This is a genomic window from Pseudomonas sp. CFSAN084952 (assembly GCF_009648855.1).
GTDB lineage: Bacteria > Pseudomonadota > Gammaproteobacteria > Pseudomonadales > Pseudomonadaceae > Aquipseudomonas > Aquipseudomonas paracarnis.
On the sequence record NZ_CP045767.1, the window covers coordinates 5,719,354 to 5,738,446 of the forward strand.

15 protein-coding genes are annotated in these 19,093 nt (G+C 59.4%); 14 read left to right on the forward strand and 1 reads right to left on the reverse strand.

The genetic code is table 11. The annotated features are described in order from the left end of the window. Window positions 1-9: 9 nt before the first annotated feature. The 10 genes from GH769_RS26075 (at window position 10) to GH769_RS26120 (ending at window position 10,066) form a co-directional block, all read left to right on the forward strand. Window positions 10-729, forward strand: a complete 720-nt coding sequence (locus GH769_RS26075) for a MotA/TolQ/ExbB proton channel family protein (protein WP_032901765.1) — start codon at window positions 10-12, stop codon at window positions 727-729. Then, window positions 730-1,131 carry a biopolymer transporter ExbD gene (locus tag GH769_RS26080; protein ID WP_014716440.1) on the forward strand — a complete coding sequence of 134 codons (402 nt, stop codon included), beginning with the start codon at window positions 730-732 and terminating at the stop codon, window positions 1,129-1,131. It abuts the gene before it with no gap. A gap of 191 nt (window positions 1,132-1,322) precedes the next feature. Next, on the forward strand, window positions 1,323-4,220 hold the full coding sequence (locus GH769_RS26085; RefSeq protein WP_116600492.1) for a glycosyltransferase family 32 protein: 2,898 nt from the start codon (window positions 1,323-1,325) through the stop codon (window positions 4,218-4,220). Window positions 4,221-4,439: 219 nt separating this feature from the next. After that, a complete protein-coding gene (locus GH769_RS26090; RefSeq protein ID WP_014716442.1) occupies window positions 4,440-5,021 on the forward strand; it encodes an alpha/beta hydrolase in 582 nt (193 codons plus the stop codon). 48 nt (window positions 5,022-5,069) lie between these two features. Next, window positions 5,070-5,978 (forward strand): sigma 54-interacting transcriptional regulator, encoded by a 909-nt coding sequence (locus tag GH769_RS26095; protein ID WP_000052072.1) that lies wholly within the window; start codon window positions 5,070-5,072, stop codon window positions 5,976-5,978. Window positions 5,979-6,102: 124 nt separating this feature from the next. Next, entirely contained in the window at window positions 6,103-6,885 is a 783-nt protein-coding gene (locus GH769_RS26100; protein WP_003187613.1) for a MetQ/NlpA family ABC transporter substrate-binding protein, read from the forward strand. Between the two features lie 257 nt (window positions 6,886-7,142). Next, the gene (locus GH769_RS26105; protein ID WP_014716444.1) at window positions 7,143-7,808 is read left to right on the forward strand and encodes an amino acid ABC transporter permease; all 666 of its coding nucleotides are present in this window, start codon (window positions 7,143-7,145) and stop codon (window positions 7,806-7,808) included. Then, window positions 7,789-8,448, forward strand: a complete 660-nt coding sequence (locus GH769_RS26110; protein ID WP_020302224.1) for an amino acid ABC transporter permease — start codon at window positions 7,789-7,791, stop codon at window positions 8,446-8,448. Before GH769_RS26105 ends, GH769_RS26110 begins: the two co-directional genes overlap by 20 nt. Continuing rightward, window positions 8,445-9,221 (forward strand): amino acid ABC transporter ATP-binding protein, encoded by a 777-nt coding sequence (locus GH769_RS26115; RefSeq protein WP_014716446.1) that lies wholly within the window; start codon window positions 8,445-8,447, stop codon window positions 9,219-9,221. The genes GH769_RS26110 and GH769_RS26115 overlap by 4 nt, the downstream gene beginning before the upstream one ends. Beyond that, window positions 9,218-10,066 carry a transporter substrate-binding domain-containing protein gene (locus GH769_RS26120; protein WP_014716447.1) on the forward strand — a complete coding sequence of 283 codons (849 nt, stop codon included), beginning with the start codon at window positions 9,218-9,220 and terminating at the stop codon, window positions 10,064-10,066. The genes GH769_RS26115 and GH769_RS26120 overlap by 4 nt, the downstream gene beginning before the upstream one ends. Window positions 10,067-10,165: 99 nt before the next feature. Here GH769_RS26120 and GH769_RS26125 read toward each other — a convergent pair whose 3' ends face one another. Beyond that, window positions 10,166-11,326, reverse strand: coding sequence for an AAA family ATPase (locus GH769_RS26125; RefSeq protein WP_032901767.1), 1,161 nt, complete (start codon window positions 11,324-11,326; stop codon window positions 10,166-10,168). Between the two features lie 121 nt (window positions 11,327-11,447). On the opposite strand from GH769_RS26125, the gene GH769_RS26130 reads away from it, so the two are divergent. The 4 genes from GH769_RS26130 (at window position 11,448) to GH769_RS26145 (ending at window position 19,093) form a co-directional block, all read left to right on the forward strand. Beyond that, a complete protein-coding gene (locus tag GH769_RS26130; RefSeq protein ID WP_032901769.1) occupies window positions 11,448-12,530 on the forward strand; it encodes an efflux RND transporter periplasmic adaptor subunit in 1,083 nt (360 codons plus the stop codon). Next, window positions 12,527-13,597, forward strand: coding sequence for an efflux RND transporter periplasmic adaptor subunit (locus GH769_RS26135; RefSeq protein WP_032901770.1), 1,071 nt, complete (start codon window positions 12,527-12,529; stop codon window positions 13,595-13,597). The genes GH769_RS26130 and GH769_RS26135 overlap by 4 nt, the downstream gene beginning before the upstream one ends. After that, window positions 13,594-16,659 (forward strand): efflux RND transporter permease subunit, encoded by a 3,066-nt coding sequence (locus GH769_RS26140; RefSeq protein ID WP_019819880.1) that lies wholly within the window; start codon window positions 13,594-13,596, stop codon window positions 16,657-16,659. Before GH769_RS26135 ends, GH769_RS26140 begins: the two co-directional genes overlap by 4 nt. Before the next feature lie 244 nt (window positions 16,660-16,903). Continuing rightward, window positions 16,904-19,093, forward strand: a complete 2,190-nt coding sequence (locus GH769_RS26145; protein WP_032901771.1) for a glycoside hydrolase — start codon at window positions 16,904-16,906, stop codon at window positions 19,091-19,093.

Consider the following 19,093-nt stretch of genomic DNA (forward strand, 5'->3'; position numbering starts at 1 on the left):
GAAAACATCATGGCATTGGCATCTCCACTTGAATCCATCGAAAGCGCGGTGATCTGGCTGCTGGTGGCCTTTTCGGTCGCCACCTGGGGCCTGGCCTTGCTCAAGGGCGTGCAGTTCGGTCGCCTCAAGGCCCAGGATCGCAAGTTTCACAAACAGTTCTGGGCGGCATCGAGCCTCGACTCGGCCGCCGAACTCGCCGAAACCCAGCCTGGCGCCGCCGCCCGTGTAGCCCAGGCCGGCTATGCCGCGATCCAGGTGGGCGATACCCCCCACGCTGCGGATTTGAGCCAGGCGATCAATCACCAGGACCGCCTCGAACGCGCCCTGCGCCAGCAAATCGTGCGTGAGCGTCGCTCCCTGGAAACCGGCCTGGCTGTGGTCGCCAGTATCGGCAGCACCTCGCCGTTTATCGGCCTGTTTGGCACCGTGTGGGGGATCATGGAAGCGCTGAAGGGGATCAGTGCTGCCGGGTCCGCCAGCCTGGAAACCGTGGCGGGGCCCATCGGCGCGGCACTGGTGGCGACCGGCGTGGGGATCGCCGTCGCGGTGCCTGCGGTGCTGGTTTACAACTACTTCCTGCGTCGCCTGAAGCTGACGGCGGCAGACCTGGATGACTTTGCCCACGACTTCTACAGCCTGGCGCAGAAAAACGCGTTCCGCGTGCTGCTGCACCCGACGTTGGCCAAGGTCAACGCCGGCAGCCCGCAGAAAGTGAAGGAGGCATCCTGAATGGCCTTCTCCACGCAAGACAGCGATGAGGTGCTGAGCGAGATCAATGTCACGCCTCTGGTGGATGTGATGCTGGTGCTGCTGGTGGTGTTTATCGTCACCGCGCCGCTATTGACCAACTCCATCCCGATCAACCTGCCCAAAACCCAGGCCGTAGCGCCGGTTGAGCAGAAAGACCCGTTGGTGGTGAGCATCGACGGCGCGGGCAAACTGTTTATCAACAAGGACGCAATCCAGCCGGACCTGTTGGAATTCAACCTGCAGGCGGCCAAGGCCAAGGACCCCGACGTGCGGGTGCAATTGCAGGCCGACGATGGAGTGAACTACGGCGAAGTGGCGCGAGCCATGGCGTCGATCGAGCGCGCAGGCATTACCAAATTGTCGGTGATTACTGCACGTTAGTTTCAAAGAGCCGCGACACGTTTTTGGGCCGTTTCCTTGGCAGGGTGCGGCCCTTTTTTTATTGGAAGGGTATAGCGTTAGTAAAGGAAAAGAATTCACACGTTTTTAAATGTTTCTGAGCGTGCAATTCATGACCGTATGATTATTCTGGCTGGCGCATGGAAAGTTTCGATAAATGGAGAATTTATAGAATGGTACGTTTTCCGATTCGTTTGGTAGATACATTCGTCAGCCCGCAACAACCGGTTTCTCAGCCCGATGAAAAAAAACCTGTCGCTTTTTCTGGGCCGTCCGATAGGCCTGGCCCACGGCATCCGTTAGGGCAAAGTTTATCTTTGAATCGCGCCGGTTATCAGCACATTAACGCACCCAATGCCGGGCCCAAGGTATTGAAGCCAAATCCTGTAATAGATGCTTATATCAGTACGCATGCGTCTGATTTTATGTCTCCTGAAAAAGAGATTGCCACTATTTTGTCCGCGAAGATAAAACAACAGTGGGGCATTGAAGTTGATCCTGATAAAACGTATCTGGTGACGTTCAAGGATAATGGCGATGACGAAAAGGATGTTGTGGAAAAAATAACGCTGACCCAGGCGGCTTTGAAAAACAGGCAAGATGTTACGATTGAAGATAATGAGGGCTGGTTTCGAAAAATCGCCAAGTATTTTTCGCCGGCAGTGTATGTTTACAACAAAATTGACGGCTGGGTGCAGGAAGCAGGCAGTCGCCAAGCTATTTACCGGGAACCGAGTTCTCCGGGCTCTGCGCTCTACAGTGCGGCCACTGAGGTGCCCATTCCGGTTGAAGATTTCAAAGCCTTGGTCTGGGATACAGACCGCACCCAACTTTACAAGAATACGCTTGATGGATTCTGGGACAAACACAGCGCCTCGTATGCATCGTTGAGTAAAATATCCTTTGTTAAAGCGATCAATCTACAGCGTCTGGAAGGAACACTTGGACCGGTTGAGGCGGCACTCGCTCAGCGTGCGTTGGGGGCGGTTGCGCAAAAGGATTGGTCCGAGCTGACGGTTCAGGATTTTACCAAGCCTGCCGTCAAGGATCCGAATCTGGAGATCGGCTTGCTGAGCATCAACGGCTTGCAGTCGACCGACTTGATGTGTGTGACCGATCGGAAAACCCAGCTGACGTTGCTATACATCCCTGGCAATTCCTCACCCATTCATCGGTTCGATAATCCGCAGCAAATGAAAACGTGGCTGGCGGGGCAGGCGTCAGACCCCGTTAAGCGCGAATCGCTGCTGACGCACTTTTCTCTCAAGGATCAAGCTGACAAGTCGTTTTCAGACGGTGTACGTCAGTCTCTGGAAGGGATGGGAAATTGGTCGGACGCGCAGGCGTCGGGTAATGCTTTCCTTAAAGGGCTCAACGGCTGGGTGCCGGATCGGTTTATCACAGTGGATCAGCTGCAGGGCGACCCTTTCGAAGCAGTCAAGGTTCGACAAAAGGCCCGATCTTATTCGGACGCGGATAATGCGATCGTCAGTGATGGGGACTACACCAAGAACAAAGTGCTGGAAGGGGTGGAAGAGGCCACCAAAGTCGCCATGTTCATGACGCCCCTGGCCCTGGTCATGCCGGAAGTCGCAATAGGCCTGGATGTTTTCTTCCTGGCAGCCGGGGGCGCCGAGGCCGGTATTGGTATTGATGATGCCATCAAAGGAAAATCGACCGGTGCGGACCGAATTGTTTTTGGGGTATTGAACGCTGCTCCGCCGTTAGCCACTCATGCGGGGGCGCCGCTGGCGAAAGTGATAACAGAAAGGTTTGCCAGCGGGGGCGTCGCAGCCGGAGCGGATGCTGCAGCCCAGGCCTCTACTCAAGTGACTGAACAAGGGCGCCCATTCTTCAATCCGCCACGGCGAATCAATGGGCAGATTGGTTATCCGATGAGCCCTGTTTCGCCCCCGAAACTCCATGAGGCGTTCACAGTCCCCATGGACGATGTCCATCAAATGGTCTCGAAAGACTACATGATTTTCGTCGATCGATACGGCACTAAAGTGACGTATGACGTAGAGGCCCGCCTATGGCGTGGGGTCAGCGAAAACGGTCGAGTGAATGACGTGTTTTATTGGCGTAAAGGCCAAGAAAACTGGATGAGTGGTACAAAAGCTGAAGCGATCGAAGGGAATAAAAATGCACCGGCTTCAATGATAAATAAGACATTGAAGTTACCGAGACTGCCATCGTTACCCTCCGGCGCCACTGAGGTGCCCAAGGTTATCCACTATTTTTGGGCTGGCAATGAGATGCCAGAGAACTTGCTCAACAATATTGTTGAGAACTCCAGGAAAAGTCCGGGCTATAAGTCGATCGTTCATGTAGATGCCAATAATGCGAGTGTTTTTCAAAAGATAAAGTCTGCATTGGATCACAAAGTAGGCGGTCTGGAAGTGCATGATTTGCAGGCAGATGAGGCTTTCAGGGAGCTGAAGGCTGGCAAGTATGGGGAAATGTATCAGTACTTTCGTGCCGGCCAAGGGCAAAATCTAGCGGCCTCATCGGATGTGATGCGCGTTGCATTGCTTAAGAAGTACGGTGGAATATATCTGGATGCGGACGATACACTTACTTTCAATGTGGGAAACGTCACGTTGAAAGCCACACCGAACGATATCCTGATGAATTCGCCAGTGACTTATGAACCAGCAGACTTCAGTGGTTTCAATACCAGTAATTTCGCCAGTCATGCCGATAATCCTTTGCTGGATGAGATCCTGGAAGAGGCCTATGAGCGCTATAAGGCCAATGAGGAGTGGTTGAAAAGTAATCGTGCTTTCCTGAGTGACAGTTCGACAGCCGCCGAACAGCACGCTTATAAAGAATACGAGAAGAAAATTTTTGAAATCACCGGGCCGAAAATGTTTGGGGATGTATTGGCAAAAAAGGAGTATGGGTTTTTCGCGGTAGTTGAAGAGGTGACAGAACTGTTGAACGCTTGTCTTTTACTTCCCAAGGACTATGGCGCCAACTATATGAGCGCGCGAGATTATTACATGCCGATGAATCATAAGTTCGGGGTCTCCATTGGCTCAGAGCAGTCTATGCATCATTCCCGCTGATTGGTAAAACAAACCTGGTGTCGATTGCAGTCGCTGAGGAGCGGGTTTATCCGCCTCAGCGACTGGCTTCAGTGACGGCGATCGCCTCGGATGAGGATAACGTGACCTGATGTCGAAAATGCAATTTGGTTATTAATAAATTCCTTTTTATTCCTTATTTGATTGTTGGGTCGCCCCTATACTGGTCAGCAACGTTAAACGCTGCAGGAGGGCACACCCATGCACAGCGAGTCGATTCGTTATCTGATCGTGCCGGGCTGGCAAGGATCGCCAGAAGATCATTGGCAAACCCATTGGCAGAACAGCCTGCCCAACAGCGCCCGCGTGGAACAGGCCGATTGGCTGACACCGCGTCGCGAGGATTGGGTCGCCGCACTGGCCGAGGCCATCGCTGCCGACAGCACGCCGGTCATCCTGATCGCTCATAGCTTGGGTTGCATCACCGTGGCCCACTGGGCCGCCACTGCCCCCGTGCACTTCTTGCGGCAGGTACGCGGCGCGTTGCTGGTGGCACCGGCGGATGTCGAGCGCCCTGCGTGTGCCCCTGCACTGCGCAATTTCGCACCTATTCCAACTGACCTGCTGCCATTTCCCAGTCAGGTGGTCAGCTCCGACAACGACAGCGCCGTGAGCGCCCCCAGGGCTCTGGAACTGGCGCGTCAGTGGGGCGCCGAAGCCGGCATATTGGCGGGCGCCGGGCATATCAATGTGAAGTCCGGCCACCGCCGCTGGGAGCAAGGGTTTGCTTACCTCTATCGCCTGCAACATCGCCTCGAGCACCATGCTCGGCGCAGCGCCTAATATTTTTTCAACGCCCCGTCCCTGTGTGGATTGGGGCGGGAGCCTGCCATGAGTCTGCATGAAACCTTCGGCCAGCCGCTGCTGACCTTTCCAGATGCTGAAAAAAGCCCGTTGAGCATCCGCGCCAAGGCGCTGGTGTTCGTCGACCCACGCTCACGCCAACTGCGTGAAGAGTTGGAAAGCCTTGCGCCGCGCGCCTTACCCGTATTGATTCGAGGAGAAACCGGCAGCGGTAAAGAGTTGCTGGCGCGGCACATCCACCGTGGCAGTGACCGTACAGGCCTGTTTGTCTCGGTCAACTGTGGCGCCATCAGCCCCACCTATGCGGATGCCGAGTTGTTTGGCTATGCCGCCGGCAGTCACAGTGGCGCGGCGAGCAGCCGCGCGGGCTGGTTTGGCTCGGCCAATGGCGGCACCTTGTACCTGGATGAAATTGGTGACTTGCCGCTGCCGATCCAGGTGAAATTGCTCGCGGCCCTGGAAAACCACGAAGTCACCCGCGTCGGTGCCCACCAGCCCAGCCCGGTGGATGTGCGCCTAGTGGCCGCGACCAGCATCGACCTGGCCCAGGCCGTGGCCGTGGGCAAGTTTCATGAGCGTCTGTTCCATTATTTGAGTGAGGGCCGGTTGGACCTGCCGGCGTTGCGCGAGCGGGTGGGGGATATCTTGTCTCTGGCCGAATATTTCCTCGGCATCTACAGCCAGCGCCTGGACCTTCCGGTGCCACTGATCAGCGACGCCGCCCAGCAGGTGCTGGAACACCACACGTGGCCGGGCAATACGCGAGAATTGGAAAACGTTATTCACTTTGCCTTGCTGGTGAGCAGCGGCGATGAAATCTTGCCCGAACATTTGAACCTACCGACGGCAGGCTCACCGCTGGAGCAAGTACGACGAATTTTGGCCAGCGCCAGCCCGGCCGAGGCGGAATCGGTGCGTAAATTCCTGTATGAATAAAATGGAATATCAACGTGAATAAAAGATATTGTTCGGGAATAAAAAATCTAGGTATTGTCCCTTCCACGCCGCGATAGCACTTCGCTGGCACCTCACATAAAAACGGTCGTTAGAAGGACATTGCATGAAAAAGGTTCTGTTGTTTACCGCTCTGGCGGCTGCCCTGACTGCTGGCTTTGCCCAGGCCAACGAGAAACTGGTGGTGGCCGCTACGCCGATCCCGCACGCCGAAATCCTCGAGCTGATCAAGCCGACCCTGGCCAAGGAAGGTGTGGACCTGCAGATCAAAGTCTTTACCGACTACGTACAGCCGAACGTGCAGGTCGCTGAGAAACGCTTGGACGCCAACTATTTCCAGACCCTGCCGTACCTGGAAAACTTCAACAAGGGCAAGGGCACCAACCTGATTACCGTGGTGGGCGTGCACGTTGAACCCTTCGGCGGCTATTCGAAAAAGATCAAGAAAATCGAAGATCTGAAAGACGGCGCCACCGTGGCTATCCCGAACGAAGGCTCCAACAGCGGCCGCGCTTTGTTGTTGCTGCAAAAGGCTGGTGTGATCACCCTCAAAGACCCGACAAACGCCCTGGCCACGCCGAAAGACATCGCCAGCAACCCGAAGAACCTGAAGTTCAAAGAGCTGGAATCGGCCCTGCTGCCACGGGTGCTGGACCAGGTTGACCTCGACCTGATCAACACCAACTACGCCCTGGAAGCTGGCCTGAACCCGGCCAAAGACGCGCTGATCATCGAAGACGCCAAGTCGCCGTACGTGAACTTCCTGGTGGCGCGCCCGGACAACAAGGACAGCGATGCTATCCAGAAGTTGGCCAAGGCCCTGACCAGCCCGGAAGTCAAAGCTTTCATCGAGAAGAAGTACAACGGCGCGGTGGTGCCAGCGTTCTGATGTAAGCCAAAACCCCCTTCAAGGTTTCAACGGCGACGGCTCCTACAGCGTCGGCGTTTTTTTATCTGAAATACAGTCAAAACTGTGGGAGCTGGCTTGCTCGTTCCCACAGAGGTTAGGTTTTTGGGTGATATCAATATGCTATTTCGGTATTTAAACTTTGATTTTTATACCTTTAAAGTTCGCGCTAGCTGACGTTATCCACGTCGGCACGGACTGCGCTCGCGGCATTACCCATGCGGCGATATGGACTGCACATGACCTTCGATTTCGCTTTTATCCTCAGCACCCTGCCGGCGTTTCTCAAGGCCGTGGGTGTGACGCTGCAAGTCGGCCTGATCGCCATTGCCACGTCCTTGCTGGTGGCGCTGATCAACGCTGCGCTGCTGGTGTTTCGTACGCCTTACCTGTCGCGCCTGGTGGCGCTCTATGTGGAGCTGGCGCGTAACACGCCGCTGTTGATCCAACTGTTCTTCGTCTACTTCGCGCTGCCGGCCCTGGGTTTCAATATTTCCGGGTTCTGGGCGGCGATCATCACCATGACCTTTCTGGGCGGCGCCTACCTCACCGAGGTGCTGCGCGCCGGCGTGGAAGCGGTGCCGCAAGCGCAAATCGAGTCGGGCAAGTCCATTGGCCTGTCCGACTGGCAACTGTTGCGCCATGTGATCCTGCCCCAGGCCGGCATCCTCAGCCTGCCGGCGCTGTTCGCCAACTTCATTTTTCTACTCAAGGAAACCACCGTGGTGTCGGCGGTGGCGGTGCCGGAGATTCTCTATACCACCAAGAGCTATATCGCCCTCTACTATAAAACCTACGAAATGCTCGCCGTGCTGACGCTGATTTGCGTGCTGTTGTTCTTGCCGTTGTCGCTGTTGCTCAGCCGCCTGGAAAGGAGGCTCCAGCATGGCCAGTTCGGGTCTTGAGTTGCTCTGGGTGTCGTTGCCGCAACTGGGCAAGGGCGCTGCGCAAACCCTGTCAATTTCGTTTTTGAGCATCGGCTTCAGCACGGTTGGCGGCGTGCTCTACGGCGTGCTGCGCACTTTGAATAACAAGGCGATCAACGGCGTGTTGCGGGTCTACCTGGAACTGTTCCGCGCCATTCCGGTGCTGGTGTGGTTGTACCTGCTGTTTTTTGGCGTGCCGATCTTCTTCGGCCTGAGCATCCCGAGTTTCTGGTGCGCGGTGCTGGTGCTGTCGTTGTGGGGCGCCAGCGAGGTGGGCGAAGTGGTGCGTGGCGCGCTGCATTCGCTGCCCCGTGGCCAACGCGAAGCAGGCTTGTCGATTGGCCTGTCCGACCCGCAGTTGTACGGCTACGTACTGCTGCCCCAGGCCCTCAGGCGCATGACGCCGCCGACCATCAACGTGTACACGCGCATCATCAAGACCAGCTCCCTGGCGGTGCTGATCGGCGTGGTGGATGTGATCAAGGTCGGCCAGCAAATCATCGAGCGCACCTACGAGTCGGTATTGATCTACGGTGCGCTGTTCCTGTTTTTCTTCTTTATCTGCTACCCGTTGTCGGCCGCCTCCAAGCTGCTGGAACGGCGCTGGGCCCAAGCATGAGCGCATTGATCGAGTTCCAGGGTTTCAACAAATTCTTCGGCGAGGCGCAGGTGCTCAAGGGCATCGACCTGAGCGTGCAGCGCGGCGAAGTGGTGGTGATCTTAGGCCCCAGCGGCTGTGGCAAAAGCACCTTGTTGCGCTGCCTCAATGGGCTGGAAATCGCGCACAGCGGCAGCCTGCGCTTTGCCGGCAAAGAGCTGCTGGATAAAACCACCGACTGGCGCCAGGTACGCCAGGACATTGGCATGGTGTTCCAGAGCTACCACCTGTTCCCGCACATGAGCGTGCTCGACAACATCCTGCTCGGCCCGCTGAAAGTGCAAAAGCGCGACCCGCGTGAAGCCCGTGAGCAGGCGGAAAAATTGCTGGAGCGCGTGGGCCTTGCCGACAAGCGCGACGCCTTCCCACGCCAGCTTTCCGGTGGCCAGCAACAACGCATCGCCATCGTCCGCTCGTTGTGCATGAACCCTCAGGTCATGCTGTTTGACGAAGTCACCGCGGCCCTCGACCCGGAGATGGTCAAGGAAGTGCTGGAAGTGATCCAGGACTTGGCCCGCGATGGCATGACCCTGCTGATCGTCACCCACGAAATGGCCTTCGCCCGCGCCGTCGCCGACCGCGTGGTGTTCATGGAGGCCGGTCGCATCCTCGAACACAACACCCCCGAGGCATTCTTTACGAACCCGCAGACCGCACGCGCGCAGCAGTTCCTGGAGAAGTTCTCCTTTGTTTCAACACTGCCCAAAAAGATCAAGGAACTGGAGCTGATATGAAAAAGTTACTGCTGCCACTGTTTGCCGTCGCCTTGCTGGCCGGCTGCGATAAAAAGGCCGAAGAGCCGGTAAAACCTGCGGCTGTGAGCTACATCGACAAAATCAAAGCGCGGGACAAGCTGATTGTCGGCGTGTTTACCGATAAACCGCCATTCGGCTTTGTGGACGAAGCGGGTCGTTATGTCGGCTTCGATACCGACATCGGCCGGCAATTCGCCAAGGACCTGCTGGGCGATGAAAACAAGGTGGAGTTTGTCGCCGTGGAACCGGCCAGCCGCATTCCCTTCCTGCAAAGCGACAAGGTCGACCTGATTCTCGCCAACATGACCGTGACGCCTGAACGCAAGGACGCGGTGGACTTCACCAACCCCAACCTGAAAGTGGCGGTGCAGGCTCTGGTGCCGAATGACAGCGCCGTCAAAAGCCTGGATGACCTGGCAACCCGCACGACCATCGTCACCACCGGCACCACGGCGGATATCTGGCTGACCAAGAACCATCCGGACTGGAAGCTGCTCAAGTTCGAGAAGAACTCCGAGTCGCTGCAGGCGCTGTCGGCTGGCCGTGGGGATGCCTATGCGCAAGACAACCTGGTGCTGTTCAGTTGGGCCAAGCAGAACCCTGGCTACCGCGTGCTGGAAGAGAAGCTCGGTGATGAAGCACCCATTGCCCCGGCGGTGAAGAAGGGCAATATCGAGCTGCGTGACTGGGTGAACGCTGAGCTGGCGAAGTTGGGGGAGGAGAAATTCCTGCTCAAGCTCTATGACCAATATGTGCGTAAAGAGCTGAGCGATGACACCAAGCCTGAGAGTGTGATTGTTGAAGGCGGTAAGTGGCAGGGCTGAGATAGCTATCGCAGGCAAGCCAGCTCCCACCTTTGAATGTATTCACACATCAAAATGTGGGAGGGGGCTTGCCCCCGGTGAGGCCAGTGCAGTCACCGCCTACTCCGGCCAATGCCAGGCCGGCCCATCCAGCATCCCTTGCCCCACAATTCGCGTTTCCCCCAACACCTTCTCCAACACAATCGAGTTACACCCCTCATCCTGCTGCAACGCCGCAATCAAGCGGCTGGCATGGCTCACCACCCATACCTGGCACTGCTTCGACGCCTGGATAATCAAGCGGGCCAGTGCCGGCAACAGGTCGGGATGCAAGCTGGTCTCCGGCTCGTTCAGCACCATCATGGTCGGTGGCCGAGGGGTCAGCAGCGCGGCGATCAGCAGCAGGTAGCGCAAGGTGCCGTCCGACAGCTCCGCCGCCGACAATGGGCGTAGCAAGCCTTCCTGATAGAACTCGATGGCAAAGCGTCCGCCCTGCAACGGTTCAATGTGCAGACGCGCGCCCGGAAATGCATCGCTCACGGCGCGTTGTAGCGCCTCGGGATCGCCAATCTCGCGGATGGTCTGCAACGCGGCCGCCAGATCGCGGCCGTCGTGGTGCAACACCGGCGTGCGCGTGCCCAACTGTGGCTGGCGCACTGGCGCGTCCACGTCGCTGCGAAAGTGATCGTAAAAGCGCCAGCCACGAATGCTTTCACGCAACAGCAGCACTTCCGGCGAGCCACGCAGGCTGCCGACCTGATCGAACAGGCTGTGGTAGTTCGGTGTGTGATGCGCCAGCACATCCCACGCACGGCCTTCGCGGGCACGCACCATCGGCCCTGAGCGCTGCACCAGCAGGCTGGCCGGACGGTAGACGTGGCCGGCCCAGATGCACTCCTTTTTTACTTCGGGGTCCAGTTTGAAGGCCGAGAGGGTTTTTTCGGGTAAGCCCAAAGAGATCGCGTAGCTGAAATCCTCTGCGGCAAACCCCAGGCGCAGGCGTTTGACGCCCTGGCGCACAGTAGATTCGACCGGTACTTCGCCATTGCGCATGCGCCGGCTGATGGTTTCCGGCCCGGCCCAGAAGGTCGAATCCAGCCCGCCTTCGCGGGCCAGCGCATTGATCACCCCGCCCTGGGCGGTTTCGGCCAATAGGCGCAGGGCGCGATACAGGTTGGATTTGCCGCTGCCATTGGGCCCGGTCACCAGGTTCAGCCGGTCCAGGGGCACCACCAATTTGTTGATCGAGCGGTAATTGGCCACCGCGAGGGTTTTAAGCATGTGTAATTAGTCAGCATGGGAACCATTGGAGTATGGGATCCTCCATGCAGATAAGGAACCCTGATCTAAGCTCACAGTCGCATACACACTTGAACGTCGGCATCACGCAAAAGGAGCCTGCATGGGCGGTCGCACCTCGACATTTATTTTCAGCCTTGGCCTCCTGGCGCTGCTCAGCGGCTGTGGCCAGGACAAAGCCGAGCCCAAGCAGCATTCGCGGGTATTCGTGCAAACCGTGCAGTCAGCGGATTTTGCCGCGGCGGTCACGCTGACCGGCGATATCCAGGCGCGCGTGCAAACCGATCTGTCCTTTCGCGTGGGTGGCAAGATCATCCAGCGCATGGTCGACGTAGGCGACCGCGTCACGGCCAGGCAAGTCTTGGCCAAGCTCGACCCCAAGGACCTGCAAACCAACGTCGATTCGGCCCAGGCCCAGGTTGTGGCCGAGCAGGCGCGGGTCAAGCAGACCTCCGCCGCCTTCGTGCGCCAGGAAAAACTCTTGCCCAAAGGCTATACCAGCCGCAGCGAATACGACGCCGCCCAGGCCGCGCTGCGCAGCAGTCAAAGTGCCCTGGCCGCTGCCCAGGCGCAGTTGGCCAATGCACGCGAACAGTTGGGCTACACCGCGTTGATCGCCGATGCCCCGGGGATCATCACGGCGCGCCAGGCCGAAGTCGGCCAAGTGGTACAAGCCACCGTGCCGATCTTCAGCCTGGCCCGCGATGGCGAGCGTGACGCCGTGTTCAACGTGTATGAGTCCCTGCTGGTGGAGCCGCCCCCCGACGCGCCGATTACGGTGAGCCTGCTGGACAACCCGAGCATCAAGGCCGTGGGCAAAGTCCGCGAAGTCACGCCCGCCGTGGCCGCCAATACCGGCACCGTCCAAGTGAAGATCGCCCTGCAAAGCCTGCCCAAGGGTATGGAGCTGGGGTCGGTGGTGAGTGCCACCGCCAATGGCCCGGCCAAGGCGAGCATCGAGCTGCCTTGGTCAGCGCTGACCAAAGACCTCAACGAGCCAGCCGTGTGGCTGGTGGACGGTGAAGGCAAGGCGCAGTTGCACAAGGTCACCGTGGCGCGCTACCTCACCGGCAAAGTGATCATCGGCGAGGGCCTCAAAGGCGGTGAAAAAGTCGTGATAGCCGGTGGGCAATTGCTGCACCCCGGCATGGTCGTCGAGATCGCCCAACCCGGAGCGCAGCCATGAAGCAATTGACGCTGATTGTCGCCGCCAGCCTGTTGCTGATGGCCTGCTCCAAGGAAGAGGCGCCGCCCGAACCCATACGCCCGGTGCTGTCCATGGAAGTGAAGGCTGAAGACCAGGAAAACCTCGGTCGTTTCGCCGGCACCATCCAGGCCCGCTATGAAAGCAACCTGGGTTTCCGTGTGCCTGGCCGCATCGCCCGTCGCGCCGTGGATGTCGGCGCCGAGGTGGAGAAGGGCGCCTTGCTCGCCGTGCTTGACCCCACCGACCAGCAGAACCAATTACGCGCTGCCCAGGGCGACCTGGCGCGCGTACAGGCGCAGTTCATCAACGCCCAGGCCAACGCTCGGCGGCAACAGGAGCTGTTCAACCGTGGCGTCGGCGCCCAGGCTCAGTTGGATGTGGCCCAGACCGACCTGAAAACCACCCAGGCGACCCTTGACCAGGCCCGTGCCTCGGTCAACCAGGCCAAGGACCAACTCAACTACGCCGAACTGCGCACCGACCATGCCGGCATCGTCACTGCCTGGAACGCTGAGGCTGGCCAAGTGGTCAGCGCCGGCCAGCAGGTGGTGACCCTGGCCCGTCCGGACATCAAGGAAGCGGTGATCGACCTGCCCGCCGGCCTGGCTGAACGCTTGCCTGCCGATGTGGTGTTCCTGGTCGCCGGGCAACTGGACCCCAGCGTGCACACCACCGCCGTGGTGCGTGAGATCGAGCCTCAGGCCCAAAGCGCCACGCGCACCCGTCGCGCACGCCTGAGCCTGGCCGAAACCCCGCCCGCGTTCCGCCTGGGCACGGCAATCAGCGTGACGTTGAGCACCGCCATCGCCCCGCGTATCGAACTGCCCCTGAGCGCCTTGCAGGAAGTGGACGGCAAGACCCGTATCTGGCTGCTCGACACCCAGAGCCAGACCGTGCAACCCCGCGAGGTCACGGTTATCAGCCGTGATGCCCGCAGCGCCTTGCTCAATGGCAGCGTCAAACCCGGCGAGCGCATTGTCACCGCCGGCGTGAACAGCCTGAAACCTGGGCAAAAAGTCAAAATCGACGAGGACAGCCCGCGATGAAAGGGAGCTTCAACTTATCCGACTGGGCCCTCAAGCATCAGTCCTTCGTCTGGTACCTGATGTTCGTCGCGCTGCTGATGGGCGTGTTCTCGTACATGAACCTGGGCCGTGAAGAAGACCCGTCGTTCACCATCAAGACCATGGTGATCCAGACCCGCTGGCCGGGCGCGACCCAGGAAGAAACCCTCAAGCAGGTCACCGACCGTATCGAGAAAAAACTCGAGGAACTCGACTCTCTCGACTATGTGAAAAGCTACACCCGGCCCGGCGAGTCCACGGTGTTCGTGTTCCTCAAGGACACCACCAGTGCCAAGGCCATCCCGGAGATCTGGTACCAGGTCCGCAAAAAGATCGATGACATTCGTGGGACCTTCCCCCAGGGCTTGCAGGGGCCATCGTTCAACGATGAGTTCGGTGACGTGTTCGGCTCGGTGTATGCCTTTACCGGCGATGGCCTGTCGATGCGCCAGTTGCGTGACTACGTGGAACAGGTGCGCGCCGAAATCCGCTCGGTGCCAGGGCTGGGCAAGGTCGAGATGATCGGCCAGCAGGACGAAGTGATTTACCTGAATTTCTCCACGCGCAAACTCGCGGCCCTGGGGATTGATCAGCGCCAGGTCGTGCAAAGCCTGCAATCGCAAAACGCCGTGACCCCCGCCGGGGTGATCGAGGCCGGGCCGGAACGCATCTCCGTGCGCACCTCCGGGCAGTTCGCCTCGGAGAAAGACCTGGCCAACGTCAACCTGCGCCTCAATGACCGCTTCTACCGGCTGGCGGATATTGCCGACATCAGCCGTGGTTATGTGGACCCGGCGCGGCCGATGTTTCGCTTCAACGGCAAACCGGCGATTGGCTTGGCCATCGCCATGCAGAAGGGCGGCAATATCCAGTCGTTCGGTAAGGCCCTGCACGGGCGCATGGACGAGCTGACCGCCGACCTGCCGGTGGGCGTCGGCGTGCACAAGGTGTCCGACCAGGCCGAAGTGGTGGAAGAGGCGGTCGGCGGCTTCACCAGCGCATTGTTCGAGGCGGTGATCATCGTGCTGGTGGTGAGCTTTATCAGCCTCGGCATGCGCGCCGGGTTGGTGGTGGCGTGCTCGATTCCGTTGGTGCTGGCGCTGGTATTCGTGTTCATGGAATACAGCGGCATCACCATGCAGCGCGTGTCGCTGGGCGCGTTGATCATCGCCCTCGGCCTGCTGGTGGATGACGCGATGATCACGGTGGAGATGATGATCACGCGCCTGGAAAAAGGCGAAACCAAGGAACAGGCGGCGACTTACGCCTATACCTCCACGGCGTTCCCGATGCTCACCGGCACGCTGGTGACCGTGGCCGGTTTCGTACCGATTGGCCTCAACGCCAGTTCGGCAGGCGAGTACACCTTTACCCTGTTCGCGGTGATTGCCGTGGCGATGCTGGTGTCGTGGGTGGTGGCGGTGCTGTTTGCGCCGGTGATCGGCGTGCATATCCTCAGCGCCAATGTGAAACCGCACAACGCCGAGCCAGGGCGCATTGGCCGTGCCTTCAATGGCGGCATGCTGTGGGCCATGCGCAACCGCTGGTGGGCGATTGGCATCACCGTGGCGCTGTTCGTGGCCTCGGTATTTTCCATGCAATTTGTGCAGAACCAGTTCTTCCCGTCGTCGGACCGTCCGGAAATTCTCGTCGACCTGAACCTGCCGCAAAACGCCTCGATCAACGAGACGCGCAAGGCGGTAGACCGCCTCGAAGCGATCATCAAGGACGACCCGGATATCGCCCGTTGGAGCACCTACATCGGCCAGGGCGCGATTCGTTTCTACCTGCCGCTGGACCAGCAACTGGAGAACCCGTACTACGCGCAGCTGGTGATTGTGAGCAAGGGCCTGGAAGAGCGTGGCGCCCTGATCGCTCGATTGCAGAAACGCTTGCGCGATGATTTTGTCGGTATCGGCAGCTACGTGCAGCCGCTGGAAATGGGCCCGCCGGTCGGGCGGCCGATCCAGTACCGCGTCTCTGGTAAAGACACCGACCAGGTGCGCAAGCACGCCATTGAACTGGCGACCTTGCTGGATCAGAACACCCACCTGGGCGAGATCATCTACGACTGGAACGAGCCGGGCAAAGTGCTGCGCGTCGACATCGCCCAGGACAAGGCGCGACAACTGGGGCTTTCGTCGGAAGACGTGGCGCAGTTGATGAACAGCGTGGTCAGCGGCGCGGCGGTGACCCAGGTGCACGACGATATCTACCTGATCAACGTGGTCGGCCGCGCCGAGGATGCCGAGCGCGGTACGCCGGAAACCTTGCAGAACCTGCAGATTGTTACGCCCAATGGCACCTCGATTCCATTGCTGGCCTTTGCCACGGTGCGTTACGAACTGGAGCAGCCGCTGGTGTGGCGTCGTGACCGCAAGCCGACGATTACCATCAAGGCCGCGGTGCGCGATGAGATGCAGCCGACCGACCTGGTCAAGCAGTTGGCGCCGACCATCGAGAAATTCAGCGAAGGCTTGCCGGTGGGCTACAAAGTCGCCACCGGCGGTACCGTGGAAGAAAGTGGCAAGGCCCAGGGCCCGATTGCCAGCGTGGTGCCGTTGATGTTGTTCCTGATGGCCACGTTCCTGATGATTCAGTTGCACAGCGTGCAGAAGATGTTCCTGGTGGCCAGCGTTGCGCCACTGGGGCTGATCGGCGTGGTGCTGGCGTTGATCCCCACGGGCACGCCCATGGGCTTTGTGGCGATCCTGGGGATCCTGGCGCTGATCGGCATCATCATCCGCAACTCGGTGATTCTGGTCACACAGATCCACGAGTACGAAGAGGCCGGCTACACGCCGTGGGACGCGGTGGTGGAAGCGACCGAACACCGGCGTCGGCCGATTCTGCTGACGGCCGCCGCCGCGAGCCTGGGCATGATCCCGATTGCGCGGGAAGTGTTCTGGGGGCCGATGGCCTACGCGATGATTGGCGGGATCATCATTGCGACGTTGCTGACGTTGCTGTTTCTGCCGGCGCTGTATGTGGCCTGGTACAAGATCCGCGAGCCGAAACACGAACATCAGCCACAACAGGATTAACACTGAGAGAGGGGGCTGCCGGTTAAGCGCAAACCCCCTGTGGGAGCGGGCTTGCCCGCGAAGGCGGTGTATCGGTCGCTGCATCTGTGACTCAACTGTCGCTTTCGCAGGCAAGCCAGCTCCCACATTTGGATCTTCATTCTGGTTGAGACTGTGTGAAGTTTCTGAAAAATCCCCATGTCGTCCTGGCTCGCTACTGCATGTTGTACCCTCTGGTCCTCATTCCAAACCCAGGTCGATCCTCATGCAGTGCCTGCGTTTCACCTTGCTGTTTTGCGCGTTGCTCCTTGCACCGTCTGCCTTCGCCGCCACCGTACTGGAAAATGCCTTGTGGCGCGTCGAACTCGACCCCGCCACCCTGGCGCTGCGCGTGACACCCGCAGGCCAGGCTTCAGTGCAGGCATCCAGTGGTGTGGCCTCGCATGCCGTCAGCCAATTGCAGAACACGCCTGATCAAGCCACTTGGCAATGGGACAACGGCGCCTATCGCCTGACCGCCCGCCTGCAACAGCGCGACCTGGCCTTGACCATCAACGCCCGCGAGCCCGGTGAGCTGGCCCTGCTGCGTCAGCCTGCCGAGGCCATGGGGCGAGGGTTGATCTGGCCCTTGGCCGAGGGGCATTACGTGCCTGCCGGCAATGCCATCTGGAAGACGTTTCTGCTGGAGCGGGGCGAGTTCAATACCACCCAGGACCTGAGCCTGCCGCTGTGGGGCGTGGATCACGGTGGCTTCACCTTGAGCTGGCTGTTGACCAACCCCTACAACAACCGCCTGCAATGGCAAGCCGACGGCAACGGCCTGGCGCTCTCCGCGGCCCATGAATTCACCTCGCTGGCGCCTGATGCGCCGATGACGCTGCGGCTGTACCTGGGCGATGCCGACCCATTGGCTGGTGCCAAGCGCTACCGCCAGTGGCTGCTGGAGCAGGGCCGCTATGAGCCGTTGGCGGACAAACTGCGGCAAACACCCGAAGCCCAGAAACTGCTGGGCGCCAGCCATGTGTACCTCTGGGACAACGGCCTGCTGGCTTTGGGCGATGTGCGTGATTGGCCAAGACTGATCCAACGGCTGCGCAGCCATGAACTCAAGAGCCTGATGGACAAAGAGAGCGCACAGCTGCTGGCGCAGTCCGCTGCACTGAATCGCTATGAACAAACCGTGCTCCTGCGCGGCCTCAACGCGGCGATCAACACCAAGGCCCGGCAGGCCTGGCAAGTGCAAGAGCCAGATATGACCCGCCTTGCCGCCCGTTATGGTGAGCTGCGCAGTGAACTGGCCGTGGACTTTGCGGGAGCCTTGAGTGACAGCCCGCAGACCTGGGGCAGTAGCACCATTCAAACCCTGCGCGACGCCGGGCTGCAGCGTCTGCTGCTGACCTTGGGCGAAGGTTGGGAGGGTGGCCTCTGGCATCCCGAAGCGATTCGCGCGGGGGTGGAAGCCGGTTTTCTGATGGCGCCTTACGACTCCTACGAAACGGCCCTGTCCGCCACGGAAAACCCCGATTGGACCACTGCCCACCTGGGCGCCAAGGCCTACCGCGACTGCGCGATCGTGTTGAAAGACGGCAAGCTGAAAACCGGTTTCCAGAAGTCCGGCCACTACACGGATCCACGTTGTGTGCGGCCGCTGCTGGAGGCACGCGTGAAGGCAGTACACGCCAAGGCTGGCTTCAATGCCTGGTTTCTCGATGCCTACGCCACCAGCATGTTGTTCGACAGCTATCGCAGCAACGCCAGCATGACTCAGGCACAAAACGCCGAAGGCAATATCGATGCTTCCCGCTGGATCAACACCGTGCCGAAGCTGGTCACAGGCTCCGAAGACGGCAACGCGATCACTGCCCAAGGCATCCTGTTTGCCCACGGCATGCAGACCCCGGTGATCGGCTGGGGTGACCGCGAGATGACCCAGGACCCGCAGTCGCCGTACTTCGTAGGCAACTGGTACCCCACGGAGCAACCGGCGGTGTTCTTCAAATCAGTGCCGTTGAAGGAGCCGTTTCGCACGCTGTATTTCGAACCGACGATGCGCGTGCCGTTGTATCAGGCGGTGTTCCACGGCTCGGTGATCACCACCCATCATTGGCTGTTCGACAGCCTCAAACTGAGCAATGTGCAGGGCGACAATGAGCTGACCCAACTGCTCTACAACGTGCCGCCGCTGTACCACCTCAGTGCGGCGACGCTCAAGGCGCGGCTGCCGATTATTCAGCGCCAGGACCGCTTTTTCCGGCCGTTGCACCAGCGCCTGGCAACCCAGGAAATGACGGATTTCCGCTGGCTGACGGTGGACAAGCAGCTGCAGCAAACCACCTTCGCAGACGGGACGCGGTTGGTGGCGAATTTCTCGGCGGTGGATAAACAGGGGTATGCCGGGCGCAGTGTGACGGTGCTTGTGGAGGGGGAGGAGCCGGTGGTGTATCAGGTGAAATAA